The sequence below is a fragment of the Synechococcus sp. BIOS-E4-1 genome, assembly GCF_014279995.1.
Classification (GTDB): Bacteria; Cyanobacteriota; Cyanobacteriia; order PCC-6307; family Cyanobiaceae; genus Synechococcus_C.
The window spans coordinates 504,761-524,988 of the sequence record NZ_CP047935.1 but is presented as its reverse complement, the minus strand read 5'-3'; the positions used below and the strand labels follow the sequence as shown (position 1 = coordinate 524,988).

The 20,228-nt window shown below is 60.1% G+C and carries 33 protein-coding genes and 1 tRNA gene; 31 read left to right on the top strand and 3 right to left on the bottom strand.

Going from position 1 to position 20,228, the window contains the following annotated elements:
- Window positions 1-6: 6 nt before the first annotated feature.
- From rplB to prfA, 27 genes are all read left to right on the top strand, one after another.
- Entirely contained in the window at window positions 7-870 is an 864-nt protein-coding gene (rplB, locus tag SynBIOSE41_RS02390) for a 50S ribosomal protein L2 (protein ID WP_066904446.1), read from the top strand.
- A gap of 35 nt (window positions 871-905) precedes the next feature.
- The gene (gene rpsS, locus SynBIOSE41_RS02385) at window positions 906-1,181 is read left to right on the top strand and encodes a 30S ribosomal protein S19 (protein ID WP_006854824.1); all 276 of its coding nucleotides are present in this window, start codon (window positions 906-908) and stop codon (window positions 1,179-1,181) included.
- 4 nt (window positions 1,182-1,185) lie between these two features.
- Window positions 1,186-1,551, top strand: a complete 366-nt coding sequence (rplV, locus tag SynBIOSE41_RS02380; protein ID WP_066904449.1) for a 50S ribosomal protein L22 — start codon at window positions 1,186-1,188, stop codon at window positions 1,549-1,551.
- Window positions 1,552-1,570: 19 nt separating this feature from the next.
- Window positions 1,571-2,302, top strand: a complete 732-nt coding sequence (rpsC, locus tag SynBIOSE41_RS02375) for a 30S ribosomal protein S3 (RefSeq protein ID WP_066904453.1) — start codon at window positions 1,571-1,573, stop codon at window positions 2,300-2,302.
- A gap of 16 nt (window positions 2,303-2,318) precedes the next feature.
- A complete protein-coding gene (gene rplP, locus SynBIOSE41_RS02370) occupies window positions 2,319-2,792 on the top strand; it encodes a 50S ribosomal protein L16 (RefSeq protein ID WP_114993315.1) in 474 nt (157 codons plus the stop codon).
- A gap of 2 nt (window positions 2,793-2,794) precedes the next feature.
- Window positions 2,795-3,004 (top strand): 50S ribosomal protein L29, encoded by a 210-nt coding sequence (rpmC, locus tag SynBIOSE41_RS02365; RefSeq protein WP_186539473.1) that lies wholly within the window; start codon window positions 2,795-2,797, stop codon window positions 3,002-3,004.
- 17 nt (window positions 3,005-3,021) lie between these two features.
- A complete protein-coding gene (gene rpsQ / locus SynBIOSE41_RS02360; protein ID WP_066904462.1) occupies window positions 3,022-3,288 on the top strand; it encodes a 30S ribosomal protein S17 in 267 nt (88 codons plus the stop codon).
- The gene (rplN, locus tag SynBIOSE41_RS02355; RefSeq protein ID WP_066904467.1) at window positions 3,285-3,650 is read left to right on the top strand and encodes a 50S ribosomal protein L14; all 366 of its coding nucleotides are present in this window, start codon (window positions 3,285-3,287) and stop codon (window positions 3,648-3,650) included. The genes rpsQ and rplN overlap by 4 nt, the downstream gene beginning before the upstream one ends.
- Window position 3,651: 1 nt before the next feature.
- Window positions 3,652-4,008, top strand: coding sequence for a 50S ribosomal protein L24 (gene rplX, locus SynBIOSE41_RS02350; RefSeq protein WP_066904470.1), 357 nt, complete (start codon window positions 3,652-3,654; stop codon window positions 4,006-4,008).
- Between the two features lie 49 nt (window positions 4,009-4,057).
- A complete protein-coding gene (gene rplE / locus SynBIOSE41_RS02345; RefSeq protein WP_066904473.1) occupies window positions 4,058-4,597 on the top strand; it encodes a 50S ribosomal protein L5 in 540 nt (179 codons plus the stop codon).
- A 19-nt stretch (window positions 4,598-4,616) separates the two neighbouring features.
- Window positions 4,617-5,018 (top strand): 30S ribosomal protein S8, encoded by a 402-nt coding sequence (gene rpsH / locus SynBIOSE41_RS02340; RefSeq protein WP_066904475.1) that lies wholly within the window; start codon window positions 4,617-4,619, stop codon window positions 5,016-5,018.
- Between the two features lie 15 nt (window positions 5,019-5,033).
- Window positions 5,034-5,573 carry a 50S ribosomal protein L6 gene (rplF, locus tag SynBIOSE41_RS02335; protein WP_066904479.1) on the top strand — a complete coding sequence of 180 codons (540 nt, stop codon included), beginning with the start codon at window positions 5,034-5,036 and terminating at the stop codon, window positions 5,571-5,573.
- A gap of 33 nt (window positions 5,574-5,606) precedes the next feature.
- Window positions 5,607-5,975 carry a 50S ribosomal protein L18 gene (rplR, locus tag SynBIOSE41_RS02330; RefSeq protein ID WP_066904482.1) on the top strand — a complete coding sequence of 123 codons (369 nt, stop codon included), beginning with the start codon at window positions 5,607-5,609 and terminating at the stop codon, window positions 5,973-5,975.
- A gap of 13 nt (window positions 5,976-5,988) precedes the next feature.
- Entirely contained in the window at window positions 5,989-6,636 is a 648-nt protein-coding gene (rpsE, locus tag SynBIOSE41_RS02325; RefSeq protein ID WP_066904485.1) for a 30S ribosomal protein S5, read from the top strand.
- A 6-nt stretch (window positions 6,637-6,642) separates the two neighbouring features.
- Complete coding sequence (gene rplO / locus SynBIOSE41_RS02320; RefSeq protein WP_066904488.1) at window positions 6,643-7,095, top strand: 50S ribosomal protein L15; 453 nt, start codon at window positions 6,643-6,645, stop codon at window positions 7,093-7,095.
- A 104-nt stretch (window positions 7,096-7,199) separates the two neighbouring features.
- The gene (gene secY / locus SynBIOSE41_RS02315) at window positions 7,200-8,519 is read left to right on the top strand and encodes a preprotein translocase subunit SecY (RefSeq protein WP_066904995.1); all 1,320 of its coding nucleotides are present in this window, start codon (window positions 7,200-7,202) and stop codon (window positions 8,517-8,519) included.
- Window positions 8,520-8,613: 94 nt separating this feature from the next.
- A complete protein-coding gene (locus SynBIOSE41_RS02310; RefSeq protein WP_186540702.1) occupies window positions 8,614-9,165 on the top strand; it encodes an adenylate kinase in 552 nt (183 codons plus the stop codon).
- 47 nt (window positions 9,166-9,212) lie between these two features.
- Window positions 9,213-9,329, top strand: a complete 117-nt coding sequence (gene rpmJ, locus SynBIOSE41_RS02305) for a 50S ribosomal protein L36 (RefSeq protein ID WP_066904998.1) — start codon at window positions 9,213-9,215, stop codon at window positions 9,327-9,329.
- A 101-nt stretch (window positions 9,330-9,430) separates the two neighbouring features.
- Window positions 9,431-9,796, top strand: a complete 366-nt coding sequence (gene rpsM / locus SynBIOSE41_RS02300; protein ID WP_066904493.1) for a 30S ribosomal protein S13 — start codon at window positions 9,431-9,433, stop codon at window positions 9,794-9,796.
- 56 nt (window positions 9,797-9,852) lie between these two features.
- On the top strand, window positions 9,853-10,245 hold the full coding sequence (gene rpsK, locus SynBIOSE41_RS02295) for a 30S ribosomal protein S11 (RefSeq protein ID WP_066904496.1): 393 nt from the start codon (window positions 9,853-9,855) through the stop codon (window positions 10,243-10,245).
- 45 nt (window positions 10,246-10,290) lie between these two features.
- Window positions 10,291-11,229: a DNA-directed RNA polymerase subunit alpha gene (locus tag SynBIOSE41_RS02290; RefSeq protein WP_066904499.1), complete on the top strand. Its 939-nt coding sequence runs from the start codon at window positions 10,291-10,293 to the stop codon at window positions 11,227-11,229.
- A 37-nt stretch (window positions 11,230-11,266) separates the two neighbouring features.
- Entirely contained in the window at window positions 11,267-11,617 is a 351-nt protein-coding gene (rplQ, locus tag SynBIOSE41_RS02285; RefSeq protein WP_066904502.1) for a 50S ribosomal protein L17, read from the top strand.
- Between the two features lie 23 nt (window positions 11,618-11,640).
- Window positions 11,641-12,528, top strand: coding sequence for a tRNA pseudouridine(38-40) synthase TruA (gene truA / locus SynBIOSE41_RS02280; RefSeq protein ID WP_186540700.1), 888 nt, complete (start codon window positions 11,641-11,643; stop codon window positions 12,526-12,528).
- 156 nt (window positions 12,529-12,684) lie between these two features.
- Complete coding sequence (rplM, locus tag SynBIOSE41_RS02275) at window positions 12,685-13,137, top strand: 50S ribosomal protein L13 (RefSeq protein WP_066904508.1); 453 nt, start codon at window positions 12,685-12,687, stop codon at window positions 13,135-13,137.
- Entirely contained in the window at window positions 13,134-13,538 is a 405-nt protein-coding gene (gene rpsI / locus SynBIOSE41_RS02270; protein ID WP_186539472.1) for a 30S ribosomal protein S9, read from the top strand. The genes rplM and rpsI overlap by 4 nt, the downstream gene beginning before the upstream one ends.
- 8 nt (window positions 13,539-13,546) lie before the next feature.
- Window positions 13,547-13,816 (top strand): 50S ribosomal protein L31, encoded by a 270-nt coding sequence (rpmE, locus tag SynBIOSE41_RS02265; protein ID WP_186539471.1) that lies wholly within the window; start codon window positions 13,547-13,549, stop codon window positions 13,814-13,816.
- 135 nt (window positions 13,817-13,951) lie between these two features.
- Window positions 13,952-15,049 carry a peptide chain release factor 1 gene (gene prfA, locus SynBIOSE41_RS02260; protein ID WP_186539470.1) on the top strand — a complete coding sequence of 366 codons (1,098 nt, stop codon included), beginning with the start codon at window positions 13,952-13,954 and terminating at the stop codon, window positions 15,047-15,049.
- A gap of 10 nt (window positions 15,050-15,059) precedes the next feature.
- Here prfA and SynBIOSE41_RS02255 read toward each other — a convergent pair whose 3' ends face one another.
- The gene (locus SynBIOSE41_RS02255; protein ID WP_066904521.1) at window positions 15,060-15,557 is read right to left on the bottom strand and encodes an HNH endonuclease; all 498 of its coding nucleotides are present in this window, start codon (window positions 15,555-15,557) and stop codon (window positions 15,060-15,062) included.
- 73 nt (window positions 15,558-15,630) lie between these two features.
- Between SynBIOSE41_RS02255 and alr the strand changes: the two genes are divergently transcribed.
- Together alr and SynBIOSE41_RS02245 are read left to right on the top strand one after the other, a co-directional pair.
- Window positions 15,631-16,812 (top strand): alanine racemase, encoded by a 1,182-nt coding sequence (gene alr, locus SynBIOSE41_RS02250; RefSeq protein ID WP_186539469.1) that lies wholly within the window; start codon window positions 15,631-15,633, stop codon window positions 16,810-16,812.
- Between the two features lie 34 nt (window positions 16,813-16,846).
- Window positions 16,847-16,935, top strand: a tRNA-Ser gene (locus SynBIOSE41_RS02245).
- A gap of 21 nt (window positions 16,936-16,956) precedes the next feature.
- On the opposite strand, the gene SynBIOSE41_RS02240 is transcribed toward SynBIOSE41_RS02245, so the two are convergent.
- Window positions 16,957-17,853: a serine hydrolase gene (locus SynBIOSE41_RS02240; protein ID WP_186539468.1), complete on the bottom strand. Its 897-nt coding sequence runs from the start codon at window positions 17,851-17,853 to the stop codon at window positions 16,957-16,959.
- A gap of 17 nt (window positions 17,854-17,870) precedes the next feature.
- Between SynBIOSE41_RS02240 and SynBIOSE41_RS02235 the strand changes: the two genes are divergently transcribed.
- Window positions 17,871-18,611, top strand: coding sequence for a C40 family peptidase (locus tag SynBIOSE41_RS02235; protein WP_186539467.1), 741 nt, complete (start codon window positions 17,871-17,873; stop codon window positions 18,609-18,611).
- 97 nt (window positions 18,612-18,708) lie between these two features.
- The gene (locus tag SynBIOSE41_RS02230) at window positions 18,709-19,671 is read left to right on the top strand and encodes a glycosyltransferase family 2 protein (RefSeq protein ID WP_186539466.1); all 963 of its coding nucleotides are present in this window, start codon (window positions 18,709-18,711) and stop codon (window positions 19,669-19,671) included.
- Here the strand turns inward: SynBIOSE41_RS02230 and SynBIOSE41_RS02225 are convergent.
- Window positions 19,629-20,123, bottom strand: coding sequence for a HEAT repeat domain-containing protein (locus tag SynBIOSE41_RS02225; RefSeq protein ID WP_186539465.1), 495 nt, complete (start codon window positions 20,121-20,123; stop codon window positions 19,629-19,631). The two genes, SynBIOSE41_RS02230 and SynBIOSE41_RS02225, sit on opposite strands and share 43 nt — an antisense overlap.
- Between the last annotated feature and the right edge of the window lie 105 nt (window positions 20,124-20,228).

The following is a 20,228-nucleotide window of genomic DNA, read 5'->3' as shown; positions in this document are numbered from 1 at the left end:
AACGTCATGGCAATCCGTACCTTCCGCCCCTACACACCCGGTACCCGCACCCGGGTCGTCACCGACTTCAGTGAAGTCACCGGCCGCAAGCCGGAGCGTTCGCTTGTGGTGTCCAAGCACCGCCGCAAGGGACGCAACAACCGCGGTGTGATCACCTGTCGCCATCGTGGCGGTGGCCACAAGCGGCAATACCGCATCGTCGATTTCCGACGCAACAAGCATGGCGTCCCCGCCAAGGTGGCCGCCATTCACTACGACCCGCACCGCAATGCGCGGCTCGCTCTTCTCTTCTACACCGATGGTGAGAAGCGATACATCCTCGCGCCAGCCGGGGTCAGCATCGGTCAGACCGTAGTGTCAGGGCCTGAATCTCCCATCGAGATCGGCAACGCCATGCCGCTCTCTGACATTCCGCTCGGTTCCAGCGTTCACTGTGTCGAGCTTTACGCCGGGCGCGGTGGACAAATGGTCCGAACTGCCGGAGCCAGCGCTCAGGTGATGGCCAAGGAGGGCGATTACGTCGCTCTGAAGCTGCCATCCACTGAGGTTCGCCTGGTGCGCCGTGAGTGCTACGCCACCATCGGCGAAGTCGGCAACTCGGAGATCCGTAACACCAGCCTGGGCAAGGCAGGGCGCCGGCGCTGGCTCGGACGCCGACCTCAGGTGCGAGGCAGTGTGATGAACCCCTGCGACCACCCCCATGGTGGTGGTGAGGGCCGAGCTCCGATCGGCCGCTCCGGTCCCGTAACCCCGTGGGGCAAGCCTGCGCTGGGGCTCAAGACCCGCAAGCGCAACAAGCCGAGTAACAAGTTCGTCCTCCGCAAACGTCGCAAGACGTCCAAGCGGAGCCGTGGCGGACGCGACTCATGATGCTGCCCACCATTCTGTCGTTCGCTTAATCCGCCATGGGACGTTCACTTAAAAAAGGCCCCTTCATTGCCGACAGCCTGCTTCGCAAGGTTGAAAAGCAAAACGCCGCCGATGACAAGTCGGTGATCAAAACGTGGTCGAGGGCTTCCACGATCCTGCCGATGATGATCGGCCACACAATCGCGGTTCACAACGGCCGCACCCACGTGCCGGTCTTCGTGACCGAACAGATGGTGGGCCACAAGCTCGGCGAATTCGCCCCCACCCGCACCTTCAAAGGCCACATCAAAGACAAGAAAGGAGGCCGCTGAGACCATGACAACGTCATCCCCAACGGCAACTACCGCCCAAGCCCACGGTCGCTTCATCCGCGGCTCCGTGTCCAAGGTCCGGCGGGTGCTCGATCAGATCCGCGGTCGCAGTTATCGCGATGCGCTGATCATGCTCGAGTTCATGCCGTACCGCTCCACGGGTCCCATCACCAAGGTTCTGCGTTCTGCAGTGGCCAATGCCGAGCACAACCTCGGACTTGACCCTTCAACCCTGGTGATCTCCCAGGCCAGCGCAGACATGGGTCCCTCCATGAAGCGCTACCGACCCCGCGCTCAAGGTCGCGCTTTCGCGATCAAAAAGCAGACCTGCCATATCAGCATTGCTGTGGCAGCCCAGACCGACTCCTGACCCCCGAGCACCCCAACTGATGGGACACAAAATCCATCCAACCGGCTTACGCCTGGGGATCACCCAGGAGCACCGGTCACGCTGGTACGCACCCAGCAAGAGTTATCCGAGCCTCCTTCAGGAGGACGATCGGATTCGCAAGTTCATCCACAAGAAATACGGCTCAGCCGGTATCAGTGATGTGCTGATCGCCCGCAAGGCCGATCAGCTGGAAGTTGAGCTGAAAACCGCACGTCCTGGCGTGTTGGTTGGACGCCAGGGCAGCGGCATCGAAGAGCTGCGCTCCGGCATCCAGAAAACCGTCGGTGATCTGAACCGTCAGGTTCGGATCAATGTGGTCGAAGTCGAGCGTGTCGACGCCGATGCTTTCCTGCTTGCCGAATACATCGCTCAGCAACTTGAGAAGCGTGTGGCGTTCCGTCGCACGATTCGCATGGCCGTGCAGCGGGCACAGCGAGCTGGCGTTCTGGGCCTGAAAATCCAGGTTTCAGGCCGTCTCAATGGTGCTGAGATCGCTCGCACCGAGTGGACGCGAGAAGGTCGGGTGCCTCTGCACACCCTTCGCGCTGACATCGACTACGCCACCAAGGTCGCCAGTACCACCTACGGGGTACTCGGCATCAAGGTCTGGGTGTTTAAGGGCGAAGTGCTGGGTGATGAAGCCCAGCAACAGCTGCCTGTGGGGGCAACCCCGCGGCGTCGGGCCGGTCGCAGGCCCCAACAGTTCGAAGACCGCTCCAACGAGGGTTGAACAGGAGGCCTGAACCATGCTGAGTCCAAAACGCGTCAAATTCCGTAAGCAGCAACGCGGCCGCATGCGCGGTGTTGCCACTCGTGGCAACACCATCGCCTTCGGCCAGTTCGCTCTGCAGGCACAGGAGTGTGGCTGGATCACCTCCCGCCAGATCGAGGCCAGTCGTCGTGCCATGACCCGCTACGTCAAGCGTGGCGGCAAAATCTGGATCAGGATTTTCCCTGACAAGCCGGTCACCATGCGCGCTGCCGAAACCCGAATGGGTTCAGGTAAGGGCAACCCGGAATTCTGGGTGGCGGTGATCAAGCCGGGCAGGATCCTGTTCGAGATGGGTGGTGACGAAATCACCCCCGAAATCGCCAAGGAAGCCATGCGCCTCGCGCAGTACAAGCTTCCTGTGAAGACCAAGTTCATCACTCTCGATGAACAGGAGCAGACATCCGGTGCGCAAGCTCCGGCTGCTGCTGCCGCCACCGTCGAGTCCTGACCATGGCCCGTCCCAATGCCTCCGAACTGCGTCAGCTCTCCGACGCAGACCTCACAGAGCAAATCGCCGGTCTCCGTCGAGAGCTGTTCGATCTGCGCTTCCAGCAAGCCACCAGGCAGCTGGCCAACACCCACCGCTTCAAGCAGAGCCGCACCAAGCTGGCCCAACTGCTGACGGTGCAGAAGGAGCGCCTGAGCTCCACCGCCTCCTGATCCTTCGCTTCATACCCATGGCACTCAAGGAAAGGGTCGGCACCGTCGTCAGCGACAAGATGGACAAAACGGTGGTGGTTGCGGTGGAAAACCGCTTTCCCCACCCCATCTACCAGAAGACGGTCAGCCGTACCACCCGCTACAAAGCTCACGACGAGAACAACACTGTTCGCGTTGGTGACCGTGTTCGCATCACCGAGACCCGTCCGCTCAGCCGTCACAAGCGCTGGGCCATCGCAGAGGTGCTCAGCCACAGCCCGAAGGCTGAGGAGGTCAACAAATGATTCAGCAGGAATCCTTTCTCACCGTTGCTGACAACAGCGGCGCCAAGCGCATCCAGTGCATCCGCGTACTGGGAAGCAACCGTCGCTACGCCCATGTCGGCGACGTGATCGTGGCCACCGTCAAGGACGCCATGCCCAACATGGGCGTGAAAAAGTCCGATGTGATCAAGGCCGTGGTGGTCCGCACCAAAGCCACACTTCGTCGTGACACCGGCAACTCCATCCGGTTTGACGACAACGCAGCCGTCATCATTAACGACGACAAAAACCCCAAGGGCACTCGTGTCTTTGGACCTGTGGCCCGCGAACTGCGCGACCGGAACTTCACCAAAATCGTCTCCCTCGCTCCGGAGGTGATCTGAGATGGCTACCGCAACACCGAAATCCGCCGCAGCGAAGCGCATCAAGATGCGTCTGCGCAAAGGCGACACCGTTCAAGTGATCACCGGCAAGGACAAGGGCAAGACCGGAGAGGTCTTGCGCACCCTGCCCAATGAAAACCGCGTGATCGTGGAGGGCATCAATATGCGCACCCGCCACGTCAAACCCACCCAGGAGGGTGAAAGCGGTCGGATCGTCACTGAAGAGGCTTCACTGCATGCCTCCAACGTGATGATCTACTCCACAGACAAGAAGGTGACCAGCCGAGTCGAGCTGATCACTGAGAAGGACGGCAGCAAAAAGCGCCGCCTCAAGAAAACCGGCGAGGTGATCGACTGATCACCCCGATCCGCCTTCTGACCAAGTCCAGAAGTCCCATTCCCCAGCCATGTCACTGAAACAGCGCTACAGGGAGACCATTCAGCCCAAATTGCTGAAAGATCTCAGTCTCTCCAACGTCCATGAAGTCCCCAAGGTGGTCAAAGTCACCGTGAATCGAGGACTTGGCGAAGCTGCCGCTAATGCCAAGGCCCTTGAGGCCTCTGTGAACGAACTTGCTCAGATCACCGGCCAGAAAGTGGTGGTGACCCGAGCCAAGAAAGCCATTGCGAGCTTCAAGATCCGCGAGGGCATGCCGATCGGCTGTGCCGTGACTCTGCGCGGTGATCGCATGTACGCCTTTCTCGAGCGACTGATCAACCTGGCACTGCCCCGCATCCGTGACTTCCGTGGCGTCAGCCCCAAAAGCTTCGACGGACGTGGCAATTACACCCTGGGGGTGAGAGAGCAGATCATCTTCCCTGAGATCTCCTTCGACAAGATCGACGCCATCAGGGGCATGGACATCACCATCGTGACCACTGCCCGTTCGGATGAAGAGGGCCGCTCCCTCCTCCGCGAGATGGGAATGCCGTTCCGCAGCAACTGAGCCCTCCTCGGAAACCACTATGGCCAATCACGACCCTATTTCCGACATGCTCACCCGCATTCGCAATGCGAGTGAGAAACGTCACCAGAGCACGAAAGTACCTGCCTCCCGCATGTCTCGCAGCATCGCCAAAGTGCTGCAGCAGGAAGGCTTCATCGCCGAGATCAGCGAGGAAGGCGAGGGAGTTCACACCAACCTGGTGCTTGAACTGAAGTACAGCGGCAAGAACCGCCAACCCACCATCCGCTCCATGCAGCGGGTGAGCAAGCCTGGTCTGCGCATCTACAAGAACACCCGCGGCCTTCCCAAGGTCCTCGGCGGACTGGGGGTGGCGATCATCTCCACCTCCAAGGGTGTCATGAGCGACCGCGATGCCCGAAAGCAGGGCGTGGGCGGTGAAGTGCTCTGCTACGTCCTTTGATCTGGAGCCAAAACCATGTCACGTATCGGTAAAGCCCCCATCCCCATTCCTGAGAAGGTGACCGTGAGCCTCAACGGCCTCGCTGTCACCGTGAAGGGACCGAAGGGAGAACTCAAACGCACACTGCCTGAGGGCGTGAGCATCGATCAGGTGGAGAACACCATCGTGTTGTCCCCCACCAGCAGCAAGCGCACCTCCCGTGAACGCCATGGCCTGTGCCGCGCTCTCGTCAACAACATGATTGTTGGCGTCGAAAGCGGTTTCAGCAAAAGCCTGGAAATCATCGGAGTTGGCTCCAGGGCTCAGGTGAAAGGCACCACCCTGGTCGTCTCCGCCGGTTACAGCCACCCCGTCGAGGTTGCAGCTCCTGACGGCATCACCTTCAAAGTTGAGAACAACACCAAGGTGACGGTGTCCGGGATCGACAAGGAATTGGTCGGTAATGAAGCCGCCAAAATTCGCTCCATCCGTCCGCCCGAGCCCTACAAGGGCAAAGGGATCCGGTACGAGGGCGAATGGATCCTCCGCAAGGCAGGCAAGTCGGGCAAAAAGTAATCCACTAATAGACGCCGTTCTTCTTTACCCACCATGTCGACCCTCTCCCGTAAACAACAGACCCAGAAGCGTCATCGACGCCTGCGTCGTCACCTCAGCGGCACCGCCGGCAAACCCCGCCTGGCTGTGTTCCGCTCTAACAGCCACATCTATGCGCAGGTCATTGACGATGACGCCCAGAGCACACTCTGCTCAGCATCGACCGTTGACAAGGACCTGCGCACTAGCCTCAAGGCCAACGGCAACGACTGCAATGCTTCGGTAGCCGTCGGTGAACTGGTGGCCAAACGCGCCCTTGCCAAGGGCATCCAACAGGTGGTCTTCGATCGCGGCGGCAACCTGTATCACGGCCGGGTGAAAGCCCTTGCCGACGCCGCCCGGGAAGCGGGCCTTCAGTTCTGATCCTGCTCTCAACATGACCGATTCCAACCCCCAGACCAATCCCAACGACGTGCCCTCGGCGGCCGATGTTCCCGCTGCAGCTGAAGGCCAGCAGCAGCAGGAGCAACGCCGTGGAGGAGGTCGCGACCGCGGTGATCGCCGTGGCGGACGCCGTGGTGACCGACGCAACCAGGAGCGTGACTCCGAGTGGCAAGAGCGGGTTGTCCAGATCCGCCGTGTGTCCAAAACCGTGAAAGGCGGCAAGAAGATGAGCTTCCGGGCCATTGTTGTTGTCGGAAACGAGCGCGGTCAGGTCGGCGTCGGCGTCGGCAAGGCCGGCGACGTGATCGGTGCAGTCCGCAAAGGTGTTGCTGACGGCAAGAAGCATCTCGTCAAAGTGCCTCTGACACGTCACAACTCAATTCCGACCCTGTCCAACGGTCGCGATGGCGCAGCCAACGTGTTGATTCGCCCCGCAGCCCCCGGTACCGGGGTCATTGCAGGAGGCTCCATTCGCACAGTTCTCGAGCTTGCCGGCATTAAAAACGTGCTGGCCAAGCGACTGGGCAGCAAGACTCCTCTGAACAATGCCCGGGCTGCCATGGTGGCTCTCGATAGTCTCCGCACACATAAGGAGACCGCCAAGGAACGGGGGATCTCCCTCGAGCAGATCTATTCCTGATTCCCCATGACTCTCCGACTTGATTCCCTAAAGCCCAACAAAGGCGCCCGACGCCGCAAACTGCGCAAGGGTCGCGGCATCGCCGCTGGCCAGGGTGCGAGCTGCGGCTTCGGCATGCGCGGCCAGAAATCCCGTTCCGGACGGCCCACCCGCCCCGGTTTCGAGGGTGGCCAGATGCCTCTTTACAGGCGCGTGCCCAAGCTGAAGCACTTCACATTGGTGAATCCCAAACACTTCACCGTTGTCAATGTCTCAGCGCTCAATGAGCTCAAGGCCGGCAGCACCGTCAACCTCGACTCACTGGTCAAGGATGGTGTTGTCACCAGCCCCAAGCACCCGCTGAAAATCCTCGGCAACGGGGAACTCAAGGCCAAGCTCACGGTTCAGGCCGCTGCTTTCACGGCATCAGCACGAACCAAAATCGAAGCGGCCGGTGGCACCTGCGAACTGTTGGACTGAGATCCGTCGATCGACTTCTACAGATCTAACGTCTGAGCCGTCCGCCGGATTGACATCCGCGGACGGCTTTGCTGCATCAACCTCAATCATCCAATCTCTGTTCCATGCTCGTCAGTCGGGGACGAAATCCCAGCGCCACTGAAGTCATCACCCAGCTGGTTCAAAACCCTGAGCTGCGAGGCAGGGTTCTCACCACTCTGGGGCTGTTGATGCTGGTGCGTCTCGGCATCTACATCCCGATGCCAGGCATTGACCGTGTCGCTTTTGAGCAATTCATCCAACAGGGTGGTCAGCTGATCGGTTTCCTCGACATCTTCACCGGTGGCGGCATCTCCACTCTGGGCATCTTCGCCCTCGGGATCCTGCCGTTCATCAATGCCTCGATCATCCTTCAGCTGCTCACAGCATCCCTTCCGCAACTGGAGGATCTGCAGAAAAATGAAGGAGAAGCGGGCCGTCGCAAACTGGCTCAGATCACTCGCTACGTCGCACTTGGCTGGGGGCTGATTCAGAGCGTGGTCTTCGCGATGATCCTGCGCCCCTACGCAGTGGAGGGCCTTCCCGTTGGCGTTTTCGTGGTGCAGACAGCCCTGGCGCTGGTCACCGGATCGATGATCGTGATGTGGCTGAGCGAAGTGATCACGGAGCGAGGCATCGGCCAGGGAGCCTCACTGGTGATCTTCCTGAACATCGTGGCTACCCTGCCTCAGGCACTCGGTTCAACCATTGAGAAAGCCCAGACAGGCGATCGCAATGATGTGTTCGGGATCGTGATTCTTGTTCTGGTGTTCCTGGTCACGATCGTGGGGATCATCTTCGTGCAGGAGGGACAGCGCCGGCTTCCGATCGTCAGTGCAAAGAGGCAGGTGGGCGGCGGAGCCGTTTTACCCAATCGCCAGAGCTACCTGCCCCTGAAGCTCAATGCCGGCGGCGTGATGCCGATCATTTTCGCCTCGGCCCTGATTTTTCTGCCGATCACCATTGCCAACTTCAGCCAGAATCCGTTTCTGATCAGAGCAGCCACCGCCCTGAACCCAGGCAGCTCGAATCCATGGCCTTATGCCCTGGTGTTCTTCTCCCTGATTCTTGGCTTCTCCTATTTCTATGCATCCCTGACCTTTAACCCGGTGGACGTCGCCAGCAATCTCAAGCGCGGAGGGGTGGCCATACCAGGAGTCAGACCTGGAACGGCAACAGCGAATTACCTCGAAGGGGTGAAAAACAGACTCACCCTGCTGGGTGGTCTTTTCCTCGGGGCCGTCGCAATCATTCCTTCCGCCGTGGAACGGGCCACCAATGTGCAGACCTTCCAGGGCCTCGGAGCCACCTCGCTACTGATTCTGGTGGGTGTTGCCATTGACACTGCCAAGCAGGTCCAGACCTACGTGATCTCACAGCGCTACGAGGGAATGGTGCGCCAGTAACGAGTCACGGTTCGGGCAGCCGCTCGGAATGAACGCAACCTCGGCGGATCCTCCACACCTTTCATCCCCTCCAACCCAACCACCCAGAATCGCCATGAAACAACGTCTTCTGTTCGTGGGCCCGCCCGGTGCCGGGAAGGGCACGCAAGCTGCGCTCCTCTGCGAAAACCATGGACTTCGGCACTTGTCCACCGGCGATCTGCTCAGAGCTGAGGTGGCCGCAGGCAGCGACCTCGGCAAGGAAGCGGAAGCCGTGATGAACCGGGGCGAACTGGTCACAGACAGCCTGGTACTGGCCATCGTCAAAGCGCAACTGTCTGCTCTCAATGGCCAGGGCTGGCTGATGGATGGCTTTCCACGCAACGTGGCGCAGGCCGAGGCACTGGCGCCGCTACTCCAGGAACTCAATCAAGCGATTGAAAGCGTCGTGTTGCTGGAGCTTGATGACTCCGTTCTGATCGAGCGACTGCTCGGTCGCGGTCGAGCAGACGACAACGAGCAGGTGATCCGCAACCGTCTTGAGGTCTACAAACAGCAGACAGCTCCGCTGATCGATCACTACAGCAGTCAGAACCTGTTGGTCAGAGTGCAGGCCAACGGCAGTGTTGAAGCCATTGCTGAGCGAATCGAAAAGGTTGTTGCTTGACCCTCTGTGGTACGGTAGCTGTTTGCAACAATGGAGAGCTTCGCCCCATGAAGGTGCGTTCCTCGGTTAAAAAAATCAGCCCTGACGATCAAATCGTCAAGCGCAGAGGTCGCATCTACGTGATCAACAAGAAGCGCCCTCGCAACAAGCAACGCCAGGGCTGAAGCCTCGGTCTGCCGTCTCAAGGCGGGGGTCCTTTCCCTGCACCCTGAATTGAAGACTTCCCAGGCATAGGAAGTCATTGTCCACCTCGATTAATTGCTCAGTGGCACGGATTGCTGGTGTCGACATTCCCCGCGACAAGCGGATCGAAGTCGCCCTCACCTACATCTACGGAATTGGCCCGACACGGGCCAGAACCATCCTTTCCAAGACCGGTGTCAATCCCGACATCAGGGTGAAGGATCTCGAAGACGGTGATGTGCAGAAACTGCGCGGTGCCACCGAGACCTTCACGATTGAGGGTGACCTGCGCAGGCAGGAGGGGATGGCCCTCAAGCGCCTCCAGGACATCGGCTGCGTGCGCGGTCGTCGCCATCGCATGAGCCTCCCGGTGCGCGGACAACGAACCCGCACCAATGCGCGAACCCGTCGCGGAGCTCGCAAGACCGTGGCCGGCAAGAAGAAATAAGCCGCTTCGGCCCATCGGATCCTTCAGTTCCTTAAGCCCCCTCCATCTCCAGGCCCATGGCCAAAACAGTCAAGAAATCAGGTCCCAAGAAGGCCAAACGCAACGTTCCCAATGGCGTTGCCCATATCCAAAGCACCTTCAACAACACGATCGTTTCGATCACCGATACCACTGGAGAAGTCATCTCCTGGTCCTCGGCAGGTGCCAGCGGCTTCAAGGGTGCTCGCAAAGGCACCCCATTTGCAGCGCAGACCGCAGCCGAAGCAGCAGCCCGCAGAGCTCTTGAGCAGGGCATGCGCCAGATCGAAGTGCTTGTTCGCGGTCCCGGCTCAGGCCGTGAAACCGCGATCAGGGCCTTGCAGGTTGCCGGCCTGGAAATCACTCTGATCCGCGACGTCACTCCCTTGCCTCACAACGGCTGCCGCCGTGCCAAGCGTCGGCGCGTCTGAGCCAACGCGTCCCCGTTCAGGTCCCTCTCTCCCCCGCCTCAGACCGTGTTGCAATACCAGATCGACCGTATCGAGCATCAGATCGCTGACGATCGCTCCCAAACCGGTGTGTTTCTCATCGGCCCCCTCGAGCGGGGCCAGGCCACAACCCTGGGCAATTCCCTGCGGCGTGTGCTTATGGGCAACCTTGAAGGCACCGCTGTCACAGCAGTCCGGATTGCCGGCGTCAACCACGAGTACGCGACCATCCCCGGAGTTCGGGAGGACGTACTGGACATTCTGCTGAACTGCAAACAGATCACGGTCAACAGCCGCACCAATGAGCTGGAGATCGGTCGTCTTGTCATTGCTGGCCCTGCCACGGTGAAAGCCCGGGATCTGCAGTTCTCCTCCCAGGTCCAGGTTGTGGATGGTGAACGCGTGATCGCCACGGTGAGCGATGGCTACAGCCTCGAGCTCGAGGTTCATGTGGAACGCGGTGTGGGCTATCGCCCCGTCGACCGTCACAACGAAGACACCAGCGCGATTGATCTTCTCCAGATCGATTCCGTGTTCATGCCCGTCCACCGGGTGAACTTCACCATTGACGAGACGGCAGTTGCTGAGGGTGGTTCCGCCCGGGAGCGCCTGCGCATGGAAGTGGTGACCGATGGTTCGATCACACCTGACGATGCCATCGCTCAGTCCGCGAACCAGCTGATCGAGCTCTTCCAACCTCTTGCCACCGTCACCATGGTGGAAGAAGTTCAGGCAGAACCTGAACCCACAGCCGAAGCTCAGATTCCTCTCGAAGAATTGAATCTGTCCGTGCGCGCCTATAACTGCCTGAAGCGCGCTCAGGTCAATTCCGTCTCTGATCTGATGGGCTTCAGCTACGAGGATCTGCTGGAGATCAAGAACTTCGGTTCCAAGTCGGCTGATGAGGTGATTGAAGCGCTTGAAAGGATCGGCATCCAGATCCCCCAGAGCCGCACCAGCGTCTGACTCTTACCTACCTCCTTACTCCAGCCCCTCCAGAACCATGCGTCACCAATGTCGAGTTCCCCAGCTGGGACGTCCCGCTGACCAACGCAAAGCCATGCTTCGCGGCCTCACAACACAGCTGATCCGCGAAGGTCGCGTCACCACCACCAAAGCCCGTGCCAAGGCACTGCGTGACGAAACCGAACGGATGATCACTCTTGCCAAAGAGGGCAGCCTTGCCTCCCGGCGCAGGGTTCTGGGGTACGTGTACGACAAGCAGCTTGTGCATGCCCTGTTCGAGAAAGCTCCCGATCGCTACAGCGACCGCAAGGGCGGCTACACCCGCATCACCCGCACCGTGCGTCGTCGCGGAGACAATGCCGAGATGGCGATCATCGAACTGGTCTGAGGTTCGGCGTCAGCATCACGCAAATCACCATCCCAAACCCCTCGGCTGATTCTGTCGGCATCCGCATTAAACGGATTGCTCTCAGTCTTCAGTACGAGGGGTCTTCATTTTGTGGATGGCAACGTCAACCCAACGGCACCAGCGTGCAATCGGTGCTCGACGATGCCATCTCAGAGCTCGATCCCCATCGACCGATACAGACCGTGGCTGCAGGGCGAACGGATGCAGGCGTCCATGCCTCTGGTCAGGTGGTGCATTTCGACAGCTGCGGCCCAATACCAGCCAGGCGCTGGGCGCCGGCTCTCAATGGCCGCTTGCCCTCGTCGATCAGGGTGCGAGAAGCGGTGGAACGTCCACTTGAATGGCACGCCTGCTACTCCGCCAGCTACCGGCGCTACCGCTATACCCTCTACAACGGTCGAAGGCCAAACCTGTTTCTTGCGCCCTGGAGCTGGCATCGCTACCAGACAAGGCTGGATGAACAGGCGATGGAAGAGGCTCTTCATGGCCTGCTGGGAAGTCACGACTTCGCAGCGTTCCAACGCGCAGGAAGCCGACGATCCCACTCGCGCACAACGATCCAGGACGTGTCCATCCAGCGGCATGGAGACCTGATTCAATTTGAAATTCAGGCCAGCGGTTTTCTGTATGGAATGGTGCGTCTGCTGACGGGTCAGCTCGTGGCTGTGGGAGAGCACCGACTGACCCCGGATCACTTTGAACGCCGTTGGCGAGAACGTCGCCGCGGTGAAGTGAAAGACGGAGCACCGGCGCAGGGACTATGCCTGCTGCGCGCTGGTTATCCGGAAACCATCTTCAGCAAGGGCGGCTGGTACGATTGTCAACCGACGTTTTTTCTGGCCTCAGAGGACCCGCCACCGGATCCTCCACCATGGCCAATCAGTGCCTGAGCGGTCGCTTCCACTCAACTGACTCGATCAGTGAGGGAACCACCGACAGGTACAGTCGATCTTTGAGCTCTGAACAGCACGCCACGGCGTGACTGAAGCTCCCTGCCCAGCTTCGTCGCTCGCGACGAGGCATAACCGAACCGGCATGCCGGCGCGATGAACAAGACCTCCGTCCCTTCCATCGATTCAATCGACCGCCAGTGGTATCTGGTGGACGCTGAGAATCAAACTCTCGGTCGCCTGGCGACCGAGGTGGCTTCCGTGCTCCGCGGCAAGAACAAAGCCAGCTACACCCCTCACCTCGACACCGGCGATTTTGTCGTTGTCGTCAATGCCGAAAAGGTGAAGGTCAGTGGCAGCAAGCCGCAACAGAAGCTGTACCGCCGTCATTCCGGACGCCCAGGAGGCATGAAGGTAGAGACCTTCGCTCATCTCCAGGAGCGACTTCCTGAGCGAATCGTGGAAAAAGCCATCAAGGGCATGCTTCCCCACAACGCCCTGGGTCGCCAGATGTTCCGCAAACTGAAGGTTTACAAGGGTGCCGATCATCCGCATTCCGCCCAGCAGCCTCAGCCCCTGCAGCTCGATCCCGCCGCTTCCGCCAAATGAGCACGTCCAATTCCGTCGTCTATTGGGGCACCGGTCGCAGTAAGACCTCCGTCGCCCGCGTTCGCCTGATCCCCGGCAACGGCACGATCACCATCAACGGTCGTCCTGGAGATAACTATCTCAATTACAACCCTGCCTACATCGCTGCCGTCAAGGCGCCATTGCAGACGCTGGGTCTGACCACTGAATATGACGTGCTCGTCAACGTGAGAGGTGGTGGGCTCACCGGACAGGCTGATGCCATCAAGCAGGGTGCCGCCAGAGCTCTGTGCGAGCTCTCCTCCGATAATCGCAAGCCTCTCAAAACCGAAGGTCACCTCAGTCGTGACCCACGGGCCAAGGAGCGTCGCAAGTACGGCCTCAAGAAAGCCCGCAAAGCTCCCCAGTTCTCCAAGCGCTGATCCCTGTCATGCCCAAGCCCGACATTCATCCCACCTGGTACCCCGACGCCAAGGTGATCTGCAACGGAGAAGTGGTGATGACCACAGGCTCCACGCAGCCCGAAATCCATGTGGACGTCTGGAGTGGTAACCATCCTTTCTTCACTGGCACCCAGAAGATTCTCGACACCGAAGGACGCGTGGACCGCTTCATGCGCAAGTACGGCATGGGCAGCACCGCCAGTGTCAACGAAGACAAGAAAGCTCCCGCCAAGGACGAGAAAAAGGCTGAAGCCTGATGCGCTCTGCAATCGACGCACAAGCGATCGATCTCCACGACTTTTGTCCCCGAATGCAGACACTGCTCTGCCTTCGGGGCTTTTTTCTGAAAGGGCAGAACCGTCAGGTCCTTTCCCGACCGTGCTTCTGAGGCCATGGACTCCTCAACTCTGATCAGCCGTCTCGAGGCCGCGACCAGCAGTTTCCACAATCTGGAACGCCAACTCGCTGACCCCGATGTGGCCTCGGATCCGGAGCGCCTGCAGTCCGTGGCCAAAGAACGCTCGCGCCTTGAACCTCTGGTCGTTGACTACACAAGCCTGCAGAGCGTTCTCCATGAACGGGATCAGGCGAGGACGCTGCTGCGTGAAAGCCGCGGCGACGCCGAGATGGAAGAACTGGCGCAGCTGGAGCTGCAAGCTCTGGAGCAACGTCATGACGAGCTGATCCAGCGGCTGACGCTTGCACTGCTGCCCCAGGATCCGCGCGATCAACGCAGCGTGATGCTCGAAATCAGAGCTGGTGCGGGCGGCGATGAAGCCTCACTCTGGGCAGGAGACCTTGCCCGAATGTATGAGCGATTCAGCAGCAGACGCGGGTGGACGGTCCAGCCCGTGAGCGCCAGCGAAGCCGACCTTGGCGGTTACAAGGAACTGATTCTTTCCGTCAAAGGTGATGCCGTCTTCAGCGAATTGAAATTTGAAGCCGGTGTTCATCGCGTGCAGCGTGTCCCGGCCACCGAATCCCAGGGCCGTGTGCATACGTCCACCGCAACGGTGGCTGTCATGCCGGAAGCAGATCCCGTAGAAGTTCAGATCGAACCCGGAGATCTTGAGATCAGCACGGCGCGATCGGGGGGAGCCGGTGGTCAGAACGTGAACAAAGTGGAAACAGCCGTGGACCTGCTGCACAAACCGAGCGGCATCCGTGTGTTCTGCACGCAGCAACGCTCTCAGCTGCAGAACCGTGAAAGGGCCATGGAGATCCTGCGAGCCAAGCTTTACGAGCGCCAGCTCGCCGAAGCAAATGAACGGGAGAGTTCAGCCCGACGCTCCCAGGTGGGCACGGGCGACCGCAGCGAAAAAATCCGCACCTACAACGCCAAAGACAACAGGGTCACCGATCATCGATTGGGTAGGAATTTCAGTCTTGAATCTGTTCTTCAGGGACAGATGGAGGATGTGATCGGTGCCTGTGTCGCCGAGGAACAGCGCAGCAAACTGGAGCAACTCAGCCAACAGACCGAGGATTGATCCGAATGGGTCAGACGCCGATGACGTATTTGGCCCACTCGCTGTGGCGACCTGAATCAATCTGACGAACGGCCTCGAAACTGAGGCTGCTGAGGGGACGTCGCGGAACCCGTTTGAGAGGCATATCCGCTTCTGAAGGAGTGCGGCTGGCCTTGCGGACATTGCAACTCGTACAGGCCGTGGTCACGTTGTCCCAGGCATCCGTTCCCCCACGGCTGCGGGGGATCACATGGTCGATCGACAGGAGTTCGCGGCTGCCGCAGTACTGACAGGTGTGATTGTCCCGCTGAAACACGTTGCGGCGCGTCATCGGAACCTGGCGAAAAGGCACTCGTACGAACTGACGCAGACGGATGACTGTCGGCAGATGCATGTCACTGCGAACAAGATGCTTGGAATCGTGTTCGAGACTCTCGGCTTTCCCCTTGATCATCATCACGACGGCTCGACGCCAGGTGGTGATGTTCAACGGCTCGTAGGACGCATTGAGAACGAGAACCTGGCCCATGCCAGCTCCCTGATTACACGGCATGCTATCGGGGTCACAAGGGCAGCCTTGTGACCTTCACTACCCAGTCCCGATGCCCGACCTGTCCGCCGATCGCAACAGTCCCTCCGGCATTGAGATGGCTGCTGGAGCTGACCCGCGACAGCGAGCCTGGATGGAGGTGTCGGCCTCCGCTGTTGAACACAACGCCAGAGCGTTGAAACGTTTGCTGGCAACAAACTGCGCCCTGATGGCGGTCGTCAAGGCTGATGGCTACGGCCATGGGGCCGAAACCGTTGCCCGGGCAGCCATCTGCGGAGGAGCGACCAGCCTTGGAGTCGCCACCCTGCAGGAGGGAATCGAACTGCGTCGCGCGGGACTGGAGCTGCCGGTGCTGGTGCTGGGCAATCTCACCCAACCTGAGGAACTGCGCGCCTGCCTGCACTGGCAGCTGATGCCCACGCTGAGCAGCATGCGCGAGGCTCTGCTCTGTCAGAACCTTGCCAATGGCAGTGGCCGTCAGTTCACAGTCCAGCTCAAGCTCGACACCGGCATGACTCGGCTCGGGTGCGACTGGCAGGACGGGGAACGCCTGACCGAGGCGATCCTGCAGCTCGATCAATTGAATCTGGGAGGGGTCTACAGCCATCTCGCTCTGGCCGATGGCGAACTTGAAGGCCATGCCGAACGGATCACTCGCCAACAGCAGGAACGTTTCGAGGCCGTGACCCGCAAGCACCGACAGCAGGGTTTACAGCGACATCTGGCCAATTCGGCAGGCACCCTGCGGGACCCGTCACTGCATCACGATCAGGTGCGAGTGGGATTGGCTCTCTACGGCCATGCCCCCAGTGCCCATCTGGAGAAGAGCCTGGATCTTCAGCCGGCGATGACCGTGAAAGCTCGGGTCAGCCTGATCCGTGAGGTCGCAGCAGGTGTGGGGGTGAGCTATGGGCACCGCTTTGTCACCAGTCGGCCCAGTCGGCTGGCCGTGATCGGTATCGGCTACGCCGATGGGGTCAGCCGCTGCCTGTCCGGGCAAATCCACGCTCTGCATCGAGGTCAAACCCTTCCTCAGGTTGGTGCCATCACCATGGATCAACTGATGCTGGATGTCACTGACCATCCCGATCTTGAGAGCGGTGATGTCGTCACGCTGCTTGGACAGGATGATCAGCAGGTGATCCGCCCTCAGGACTGGGCGGAACTGTCGGGTTCCATCCCCTGGGAAGTGTTGTGCGGCTTCAAGCACCGCCTGCCGCGACTGGTGGTCTGAACGGTCACCCTCTTGATAGGGTGGGCGGGCCGCTGGAGAGGTGGCTGAGTGGTTGAAAGCGGCTCCCTGCTAAGGAGTTACAGGAGGCAACTTCTGTCGAGGGTTCGAATCCCTCCCTCTCCGTTGAACTGAAACAGCGAGTCGTTAATCGGCTCCATAGGCCGCGAGTTCCGTCGCTATCCGCGGCAGCAGATGTTCATCATCAGCACGTTCCTGGCCTTCGCTGAAGACCACCAGCAGACAAGGCGCCTGCCCATCGATGCACCACCACGCTGCGTCATGGCGGGCCTGACTCATCCACCCGGCTTTACTCCAGAGCTGACTGCCTTCCGGCAAACCCTCACCGAGGAAGCCATCCACTTGATTCTCCGGATTATCCAGTCTGTCTGACTTGCTGAGTGAGCGAGCCAACCGGGTTCGAAGTCTCTGACAGGCCGGTGGTGAAAGCAGGCCATCGGTCATGACCGCCTCGAGAACTCTGGCGACAGCGGCCGTGCTGAGAGCATTGCGATTGTTGTTGTCTTCCCCGTAGAACACGCGCTCGCGTCCATAGGGACCATCGCCCCAGGTTTTCTGGCAGCAATTGACGCGCTCCAGCTCAGGCCAGCCGAAACCATGAAACCAGTCATTCACCAGGCGGCGTTGCTGCTGCCACCGCTCCCATGCAGGGGAGCGCAACGGCGGACCACTGGTGGTGCCGGTGAGCAGATCCACGATCAAACCCGTGGCGTCGTTGCTGGAGTCAGCCAGCATGTCGAGGAGCGCTCGACGAAGTTCTTCGCTGTCTGGGATCAGATCCCGCTGCAACCAGTGCTCGGCCGCCACGGCATACAACAGCTTCACCACGCTGGCGGGATACAGCAGCTTCTGGTCAGCCCAGGCAGCACCGCTACCGCTGCCGTTGGTCGGCGAAGTGGTGTCGTAACGCACCCAGCTCACCGCGACCTGATCATGCAGGCCAGGACGGCCATCCGCTGCAAGCTGATCGATCAGGTCGATCAGACGTTGCTGCATCGCCGGCTCGGGACGGTAGAACGCCATGGCACTGGCTACTGGCAATGCCGACCCTAGGCACACCGATAGCTCCGGACCTGATCAGCCCAGGGAGCTGCTGGAAACTGCTTAATGGACAGAACGGTTACGCCAGGCCCACGGAGAAGGGACTCGCCACCCAGGCCGCTGCCGGGCGAGGCTTCAAGGTCGCCGCACCCTTGCGTCCCGAAGATCACGGGCGTCTGCACGTTGTGCTTCTCGAGGATGGCTATCCCTGCTGGCTGTCCATGGATGCTCTGGCCGGTCAGGCTGTGGCCTGTGAAACCTGGCAACCCTGTCTGCTCTCAAGCTCAGACATCAGCAGCCGGCTGCATGCGGTTCTGGAGTGGCTGAAAGCGGCCGCCGAGCGCGACAACACCTACCTGTGGGGAGGCACCATCGGGCCCGATCTTGACTGTTCCGGCCTTGTGCAGACAGCCTTTGCCAACGCTGGGATCTGGCTGCCCAGAGATGCTTATCAGCAGGAACGGTTCTGCCAGCCTGTAGCGGTGCAGCCGGACAACATCGACGAATTGCGCGCCGGCGATCTGATCTTCTTCGGCACCCCTGAGCGCTGCACCCATGTCGGCATCCATCTGGGAGAGGGGCGCTACATGCACAGCTCGGGGATTGAACACGGCCGCAATGGAATCGGCATCGACAGCCTGAATCCCCAGGATCTCCATCCTGTGGCCAGTCACTACAGAGCTGAACTGCGAGGTGCCGGCAGGGTGATGCGCTGCCATGACGGCAGCACCCTGCCCTGACTGCCCCTGTTGATGAGCTCACGGTCTGCCTGAGTTGTGCTCTCAGATTTGGCCCAACAGGTGCCGATTAGGTTGCATTGACATCGATCGGATCCCGATGACGGCTGGGCTGGACCTTTCGGTTGTGGTGCCGCTGTACAACGAAGAGGAAAGCCTGCCTGAGCTGGTGGACCAGCTGCTCAACGCGCTGCGACCCACAGGAGAGCGGTTTGAGCTGGTGCTGGTCAATGACGGTTCAACGGACGACACCGCATCAGTGCTGGAGAGCATCAGCGGACAAGTGCCTGAGCTGGTGGGTGTTCTGCTGCGCAAGAACTACGGTCAGACCGCTGCCATGGCGGCAGGTTTCGATGTGGCCGAAGGGCAGGTGATCGTGAGCCTAGATGGTGATTTGCAGAACGATCCCGCCGACATCCCCCTGCTGCTCCACAAGTTGCGCGAGGGTTATGACCTGGTGAGCGGTTGGCGTTTTGATCGCCAGGATGCCGAGCTGCAAAGAAAGCTTCCCTCCAGGCTGGCCAACCGCCTGATCGGGAACGTCACCGGAGTTCGTCTGCATGACTACGGCTGTTCTCTCAAGGCCTATGACCGCGATGTGCTTTCCGACATGCGCTTATACGGCGAACTGCATCGCTTTCTGCCTGCGCTGGCCTTCATCGAAGGAGCACGCATCACCGAAGTGAAGGTGAATCACCGTGCGCGTCAGTACGGAACCAGCAAATACGGCATTGATCGCACCTTTCGAGTGCTGATGGACCTGCTCACGGTGTGGTTCATGAAACGCTTCCTGACCCGGCCGATGTATGTGTTTGGGTTTGGCGGCCTCGTCGCCATCGCAACAAGCCTGGTGGCAAGCGCCTACTTGCTGGTGATCAAGCTGAAAGGAGAAGACATCGGTAACAGGCCACTGCTCACCATGGCGGTCGTGCTCGGCCTGGCCGGGATCCAGCTGTTCTGTTTCGGACTGTTGGGAGAACTGCTGATCAGGACCTATCACGAGAGCCAGGGGCGCCCGATCTATCGCATCCGGGCAATGTTGCGAGGGGGACGGGCCAGCTGAACCGGAGACGGTCGGGTTGCTCCACGGTGTCGCTCGATTGCTGATGCAGCGGCCTCGACAACCAGACTGTCAGCGTCACGCAGTCCGCGCCTCAGAAGCGGCAGAACGGACCGATGCCCCCATTGACCGGCCACCCTCACGGCCTCAAGTCTCTGGTCTGGGTTGCCTTGATCCATCGTCTCGCGTAACCGGCGCTCAAGCGAAATCCGCTCGGCGATGCTGACCGGAGGCGCAAACGGGGCCGAATCCAAGGCGTCGGCAAGAGACCCTGTCTGATTCTCATCATCTTTCTGCGGCAATGAAGCCTGCACCAGCCCCAGCTGAGCTCTGTTGATGGCTGCCACAGATGTCGCATCAGTGCTGCGCAACAACGTTTTTCCAGGTCGACGGCCAAGACCCCAGAGCACGACCACTAGGACAAGGGCGGCACCGCCTGCAAGCAGCTGATTCATGGGTTCAGAGCGGCGGAGGCCGAATGGATTGAACTTTTATGTCACCGACCGGATCGGTCGAAGACCACTAGAAAGGCAGTCTTTACAGTAACCGCAGACATTTGG

Excerpts from the sequence above, each read along its gene's own strand:
- rplB (WP_066904446.1), top strand. The coding sequence starts at position 7 with ATGGCAATCCGTACCTTCCGCCCCTACACACCCGGTACCCGCACCCGG.
- rpsS (WP_006854824.1), top strand. The coding sequence starts at position 906 with ATGGGACGTTCACTTAAAAAAGGCCCCTTCATTGCCGACAGCCTGCTT.
- rplV (WP_066904449.1), top strand. The coding sequence starts at position 1,186 with ATGACAACGTCATCCCCAACGGCAACTACCGCCCAAGCCCACGGTCGC.
- rpsC (WP_066904453.1), top strand. The coding sequence starts at position 1,571 with ATGGGACACAAAATCCATCCAACCGGCTTACGCCTGGGGATCACCCAG.
- rplP (WP_114993315.1), top strand. The coding sequence starts at position 2,319 with ATGCTGAGTCCAAAACGCGTCAAATTCCGTAAGCAGCAACGCGGCCGC.
- rpmC (WP_186539473.1), top strand. The coding sequence starts at position 2,795 with ATGGCCCGTCCCAATGCCTCCGAACTGCGTCAGCTCTCCGACGCAGAC.
- rpsQ (WP_066904462.1), top strand. The coding sequence starts at position 3,022 with ATGGCACTCAAGGAAAGGGTCGGCACCGTCGTCAGCGACAAGATGGAC.
- rplN (WP_066904467.1), top strand. The coding sequence starts at position 3,285 with ATGATTCAGCAGGAATCCTTTCTCACCGTTGCTGACAACAGCGGCGCC.
- rplX (WP_066904470.1), top strand. The coding sequence starts at position 3,652 with ATGGCTACCGCAACACCGAAATCCGCCGCAGCGAAGCGCATCAAGATG.
- rplE (WP_066904473.1), top strand. The coding sequence starts at position 4,058 with ATGTCACTGAAACAGCGCTACAGGGAGACCATTCAGCCCAAATTGCTG.
- rpsH (WP_066904475.1), top strand. The coding sequence starts at position 4,617 with ATGGCCAATCACGACCCTATTTCCGACATGCTCACCCGCATTCGCAAT.
- rplF (WP_066904479.1), top strand. The coding sequence starts at position 5,034 with ATGTCACGTATCGGTAAAGCCCCCATCCCCATTCCTGAGAAGGTGACC.
- rplR (WP_066904482.1), top strand. The coding sequence starts at position 5,607 with ATGTCGACCCTCTCCCGTAAACAACAGACCCAGAAGCGTCATCGACGC.
- rpsE (WP_066904485.1), top strand. The coding sequence starts at position 5,989 with ATGACCGATTCCAACCCCCAGACCAATCCCAACGACGTGCCCTCGGCG.
- rplO (WP_066904488.1), top strand. The coding sequence starts at position 6,643 with ATGACTCTCCGACTTGATTCCCTAAAGCCCAACAAAGGCGCCCGACGC.
- secY (WP_066904995.1), top strand. The coding sequence starts at position 7,200 with ATGCTCGTCAGTCGGGGACGAAATCCCAGCGCCACTGAAGTCATCACC.
- SynBIOSE41_RS02310 (WP_186540702.1), top strand. The coding sequence starts at position 8,614 with ATGAAACAACGTCTTCTGTTCGTGGGCCCGCCCGGTGCCGGGAAGGGC.
- rpmJ (WP_066904998.1), top strand. The coding sequence starts at position 9,213 with ATGAAGGTGCGTTCCTCGGTTAAAAAAATCAGCCCTGACGATCAAATC.
- rpsK (WP_066904496.1), top strand. The coding sequence starts at position 9,853 with ATGGCCAAAACAGTCAAGAAATCAGGTCCCAAGAAGGCCAAACGCAAC.
- rplQ (WP_066904502.1), top strand. The coding sequence starts at position 11,267 with ATGCGTCACCAATGTCGAGTTCCCCAGCTGGGACGTCCCGCTGACCAA.
- rplM (WP_066904508.1), top strand. The coding sequence starts at position 12,685 with ATGAACAAGACCTCCGTCCCTTCCATCGATTCAATCGACCGCCAGTGG.
- rpsI (WP_186539472.1), top strand. The coding sequence starts at position 13,134 with ATGAGCACGTCCAATTCCGTCGTCTATTGGGGCACCGGTCGCAGTAAG.
- rpmE (WP_186539471.1), top strand. The coding sequence starts at position 13,547 with ATGCCCAAGCCCGACATTCATCCCACCTGGTACCCCGACGCCAAGGTG.
- prfA (WP_186539470.1), top strand. The coding sequence starts at position 13,952 with ATGGACTCCTCAACTCTGATCAGCCGTCTCGAGGCCGCGACCAGCAGT.
- SynBIOSE41_RS02255 (WP_066904521.1), bottom strand. The coding sequence starts at position 15,557 with ATGGGCCAGGTTCTCGTTCTCAATGCGTCCTACGAGCCGTTGAACATC.
- alr (WP_186539469.1), top strand. The coding sequence starts at position 15,631 with ATGCCCGACCTGTCCGCCGATCGCAACAGTCCCTCCGGCATTGAGATG.
- SynBIOSE41_RS02240 (WP_186539468.1), bottom strand. The coding sequence starts at position 17,853 with ATGGCGTTCTACCGTCCCGAGCCGGCGATGCAGCAACGTCTGATCGAC.
- SynBIOSE41_RS02235 (WP_186539467.1), top strand. The coding sequence starts at position 17,871 with ATGCCGACCCTAGGCACACCGATAGCTCCGGACCTGATCAGCCCAGGG.
- SynBIOSE41_RS02230 (WP_186539466.1), top strand. The coding sequence starts at position 18,709 with ATGACGGCTGGGCTGGACCTTTCGGTTGTGGTGCCGCTGTACAACGAA.
- SynBIOSE41_RS02225 (WP_186539465.1), bottom strand. The coding sequence starts at position 20,123 with ATGAATCAGCTGCTTGCAGGCGGTGCCGCCCTTGTCCTAGTGGTCGTG.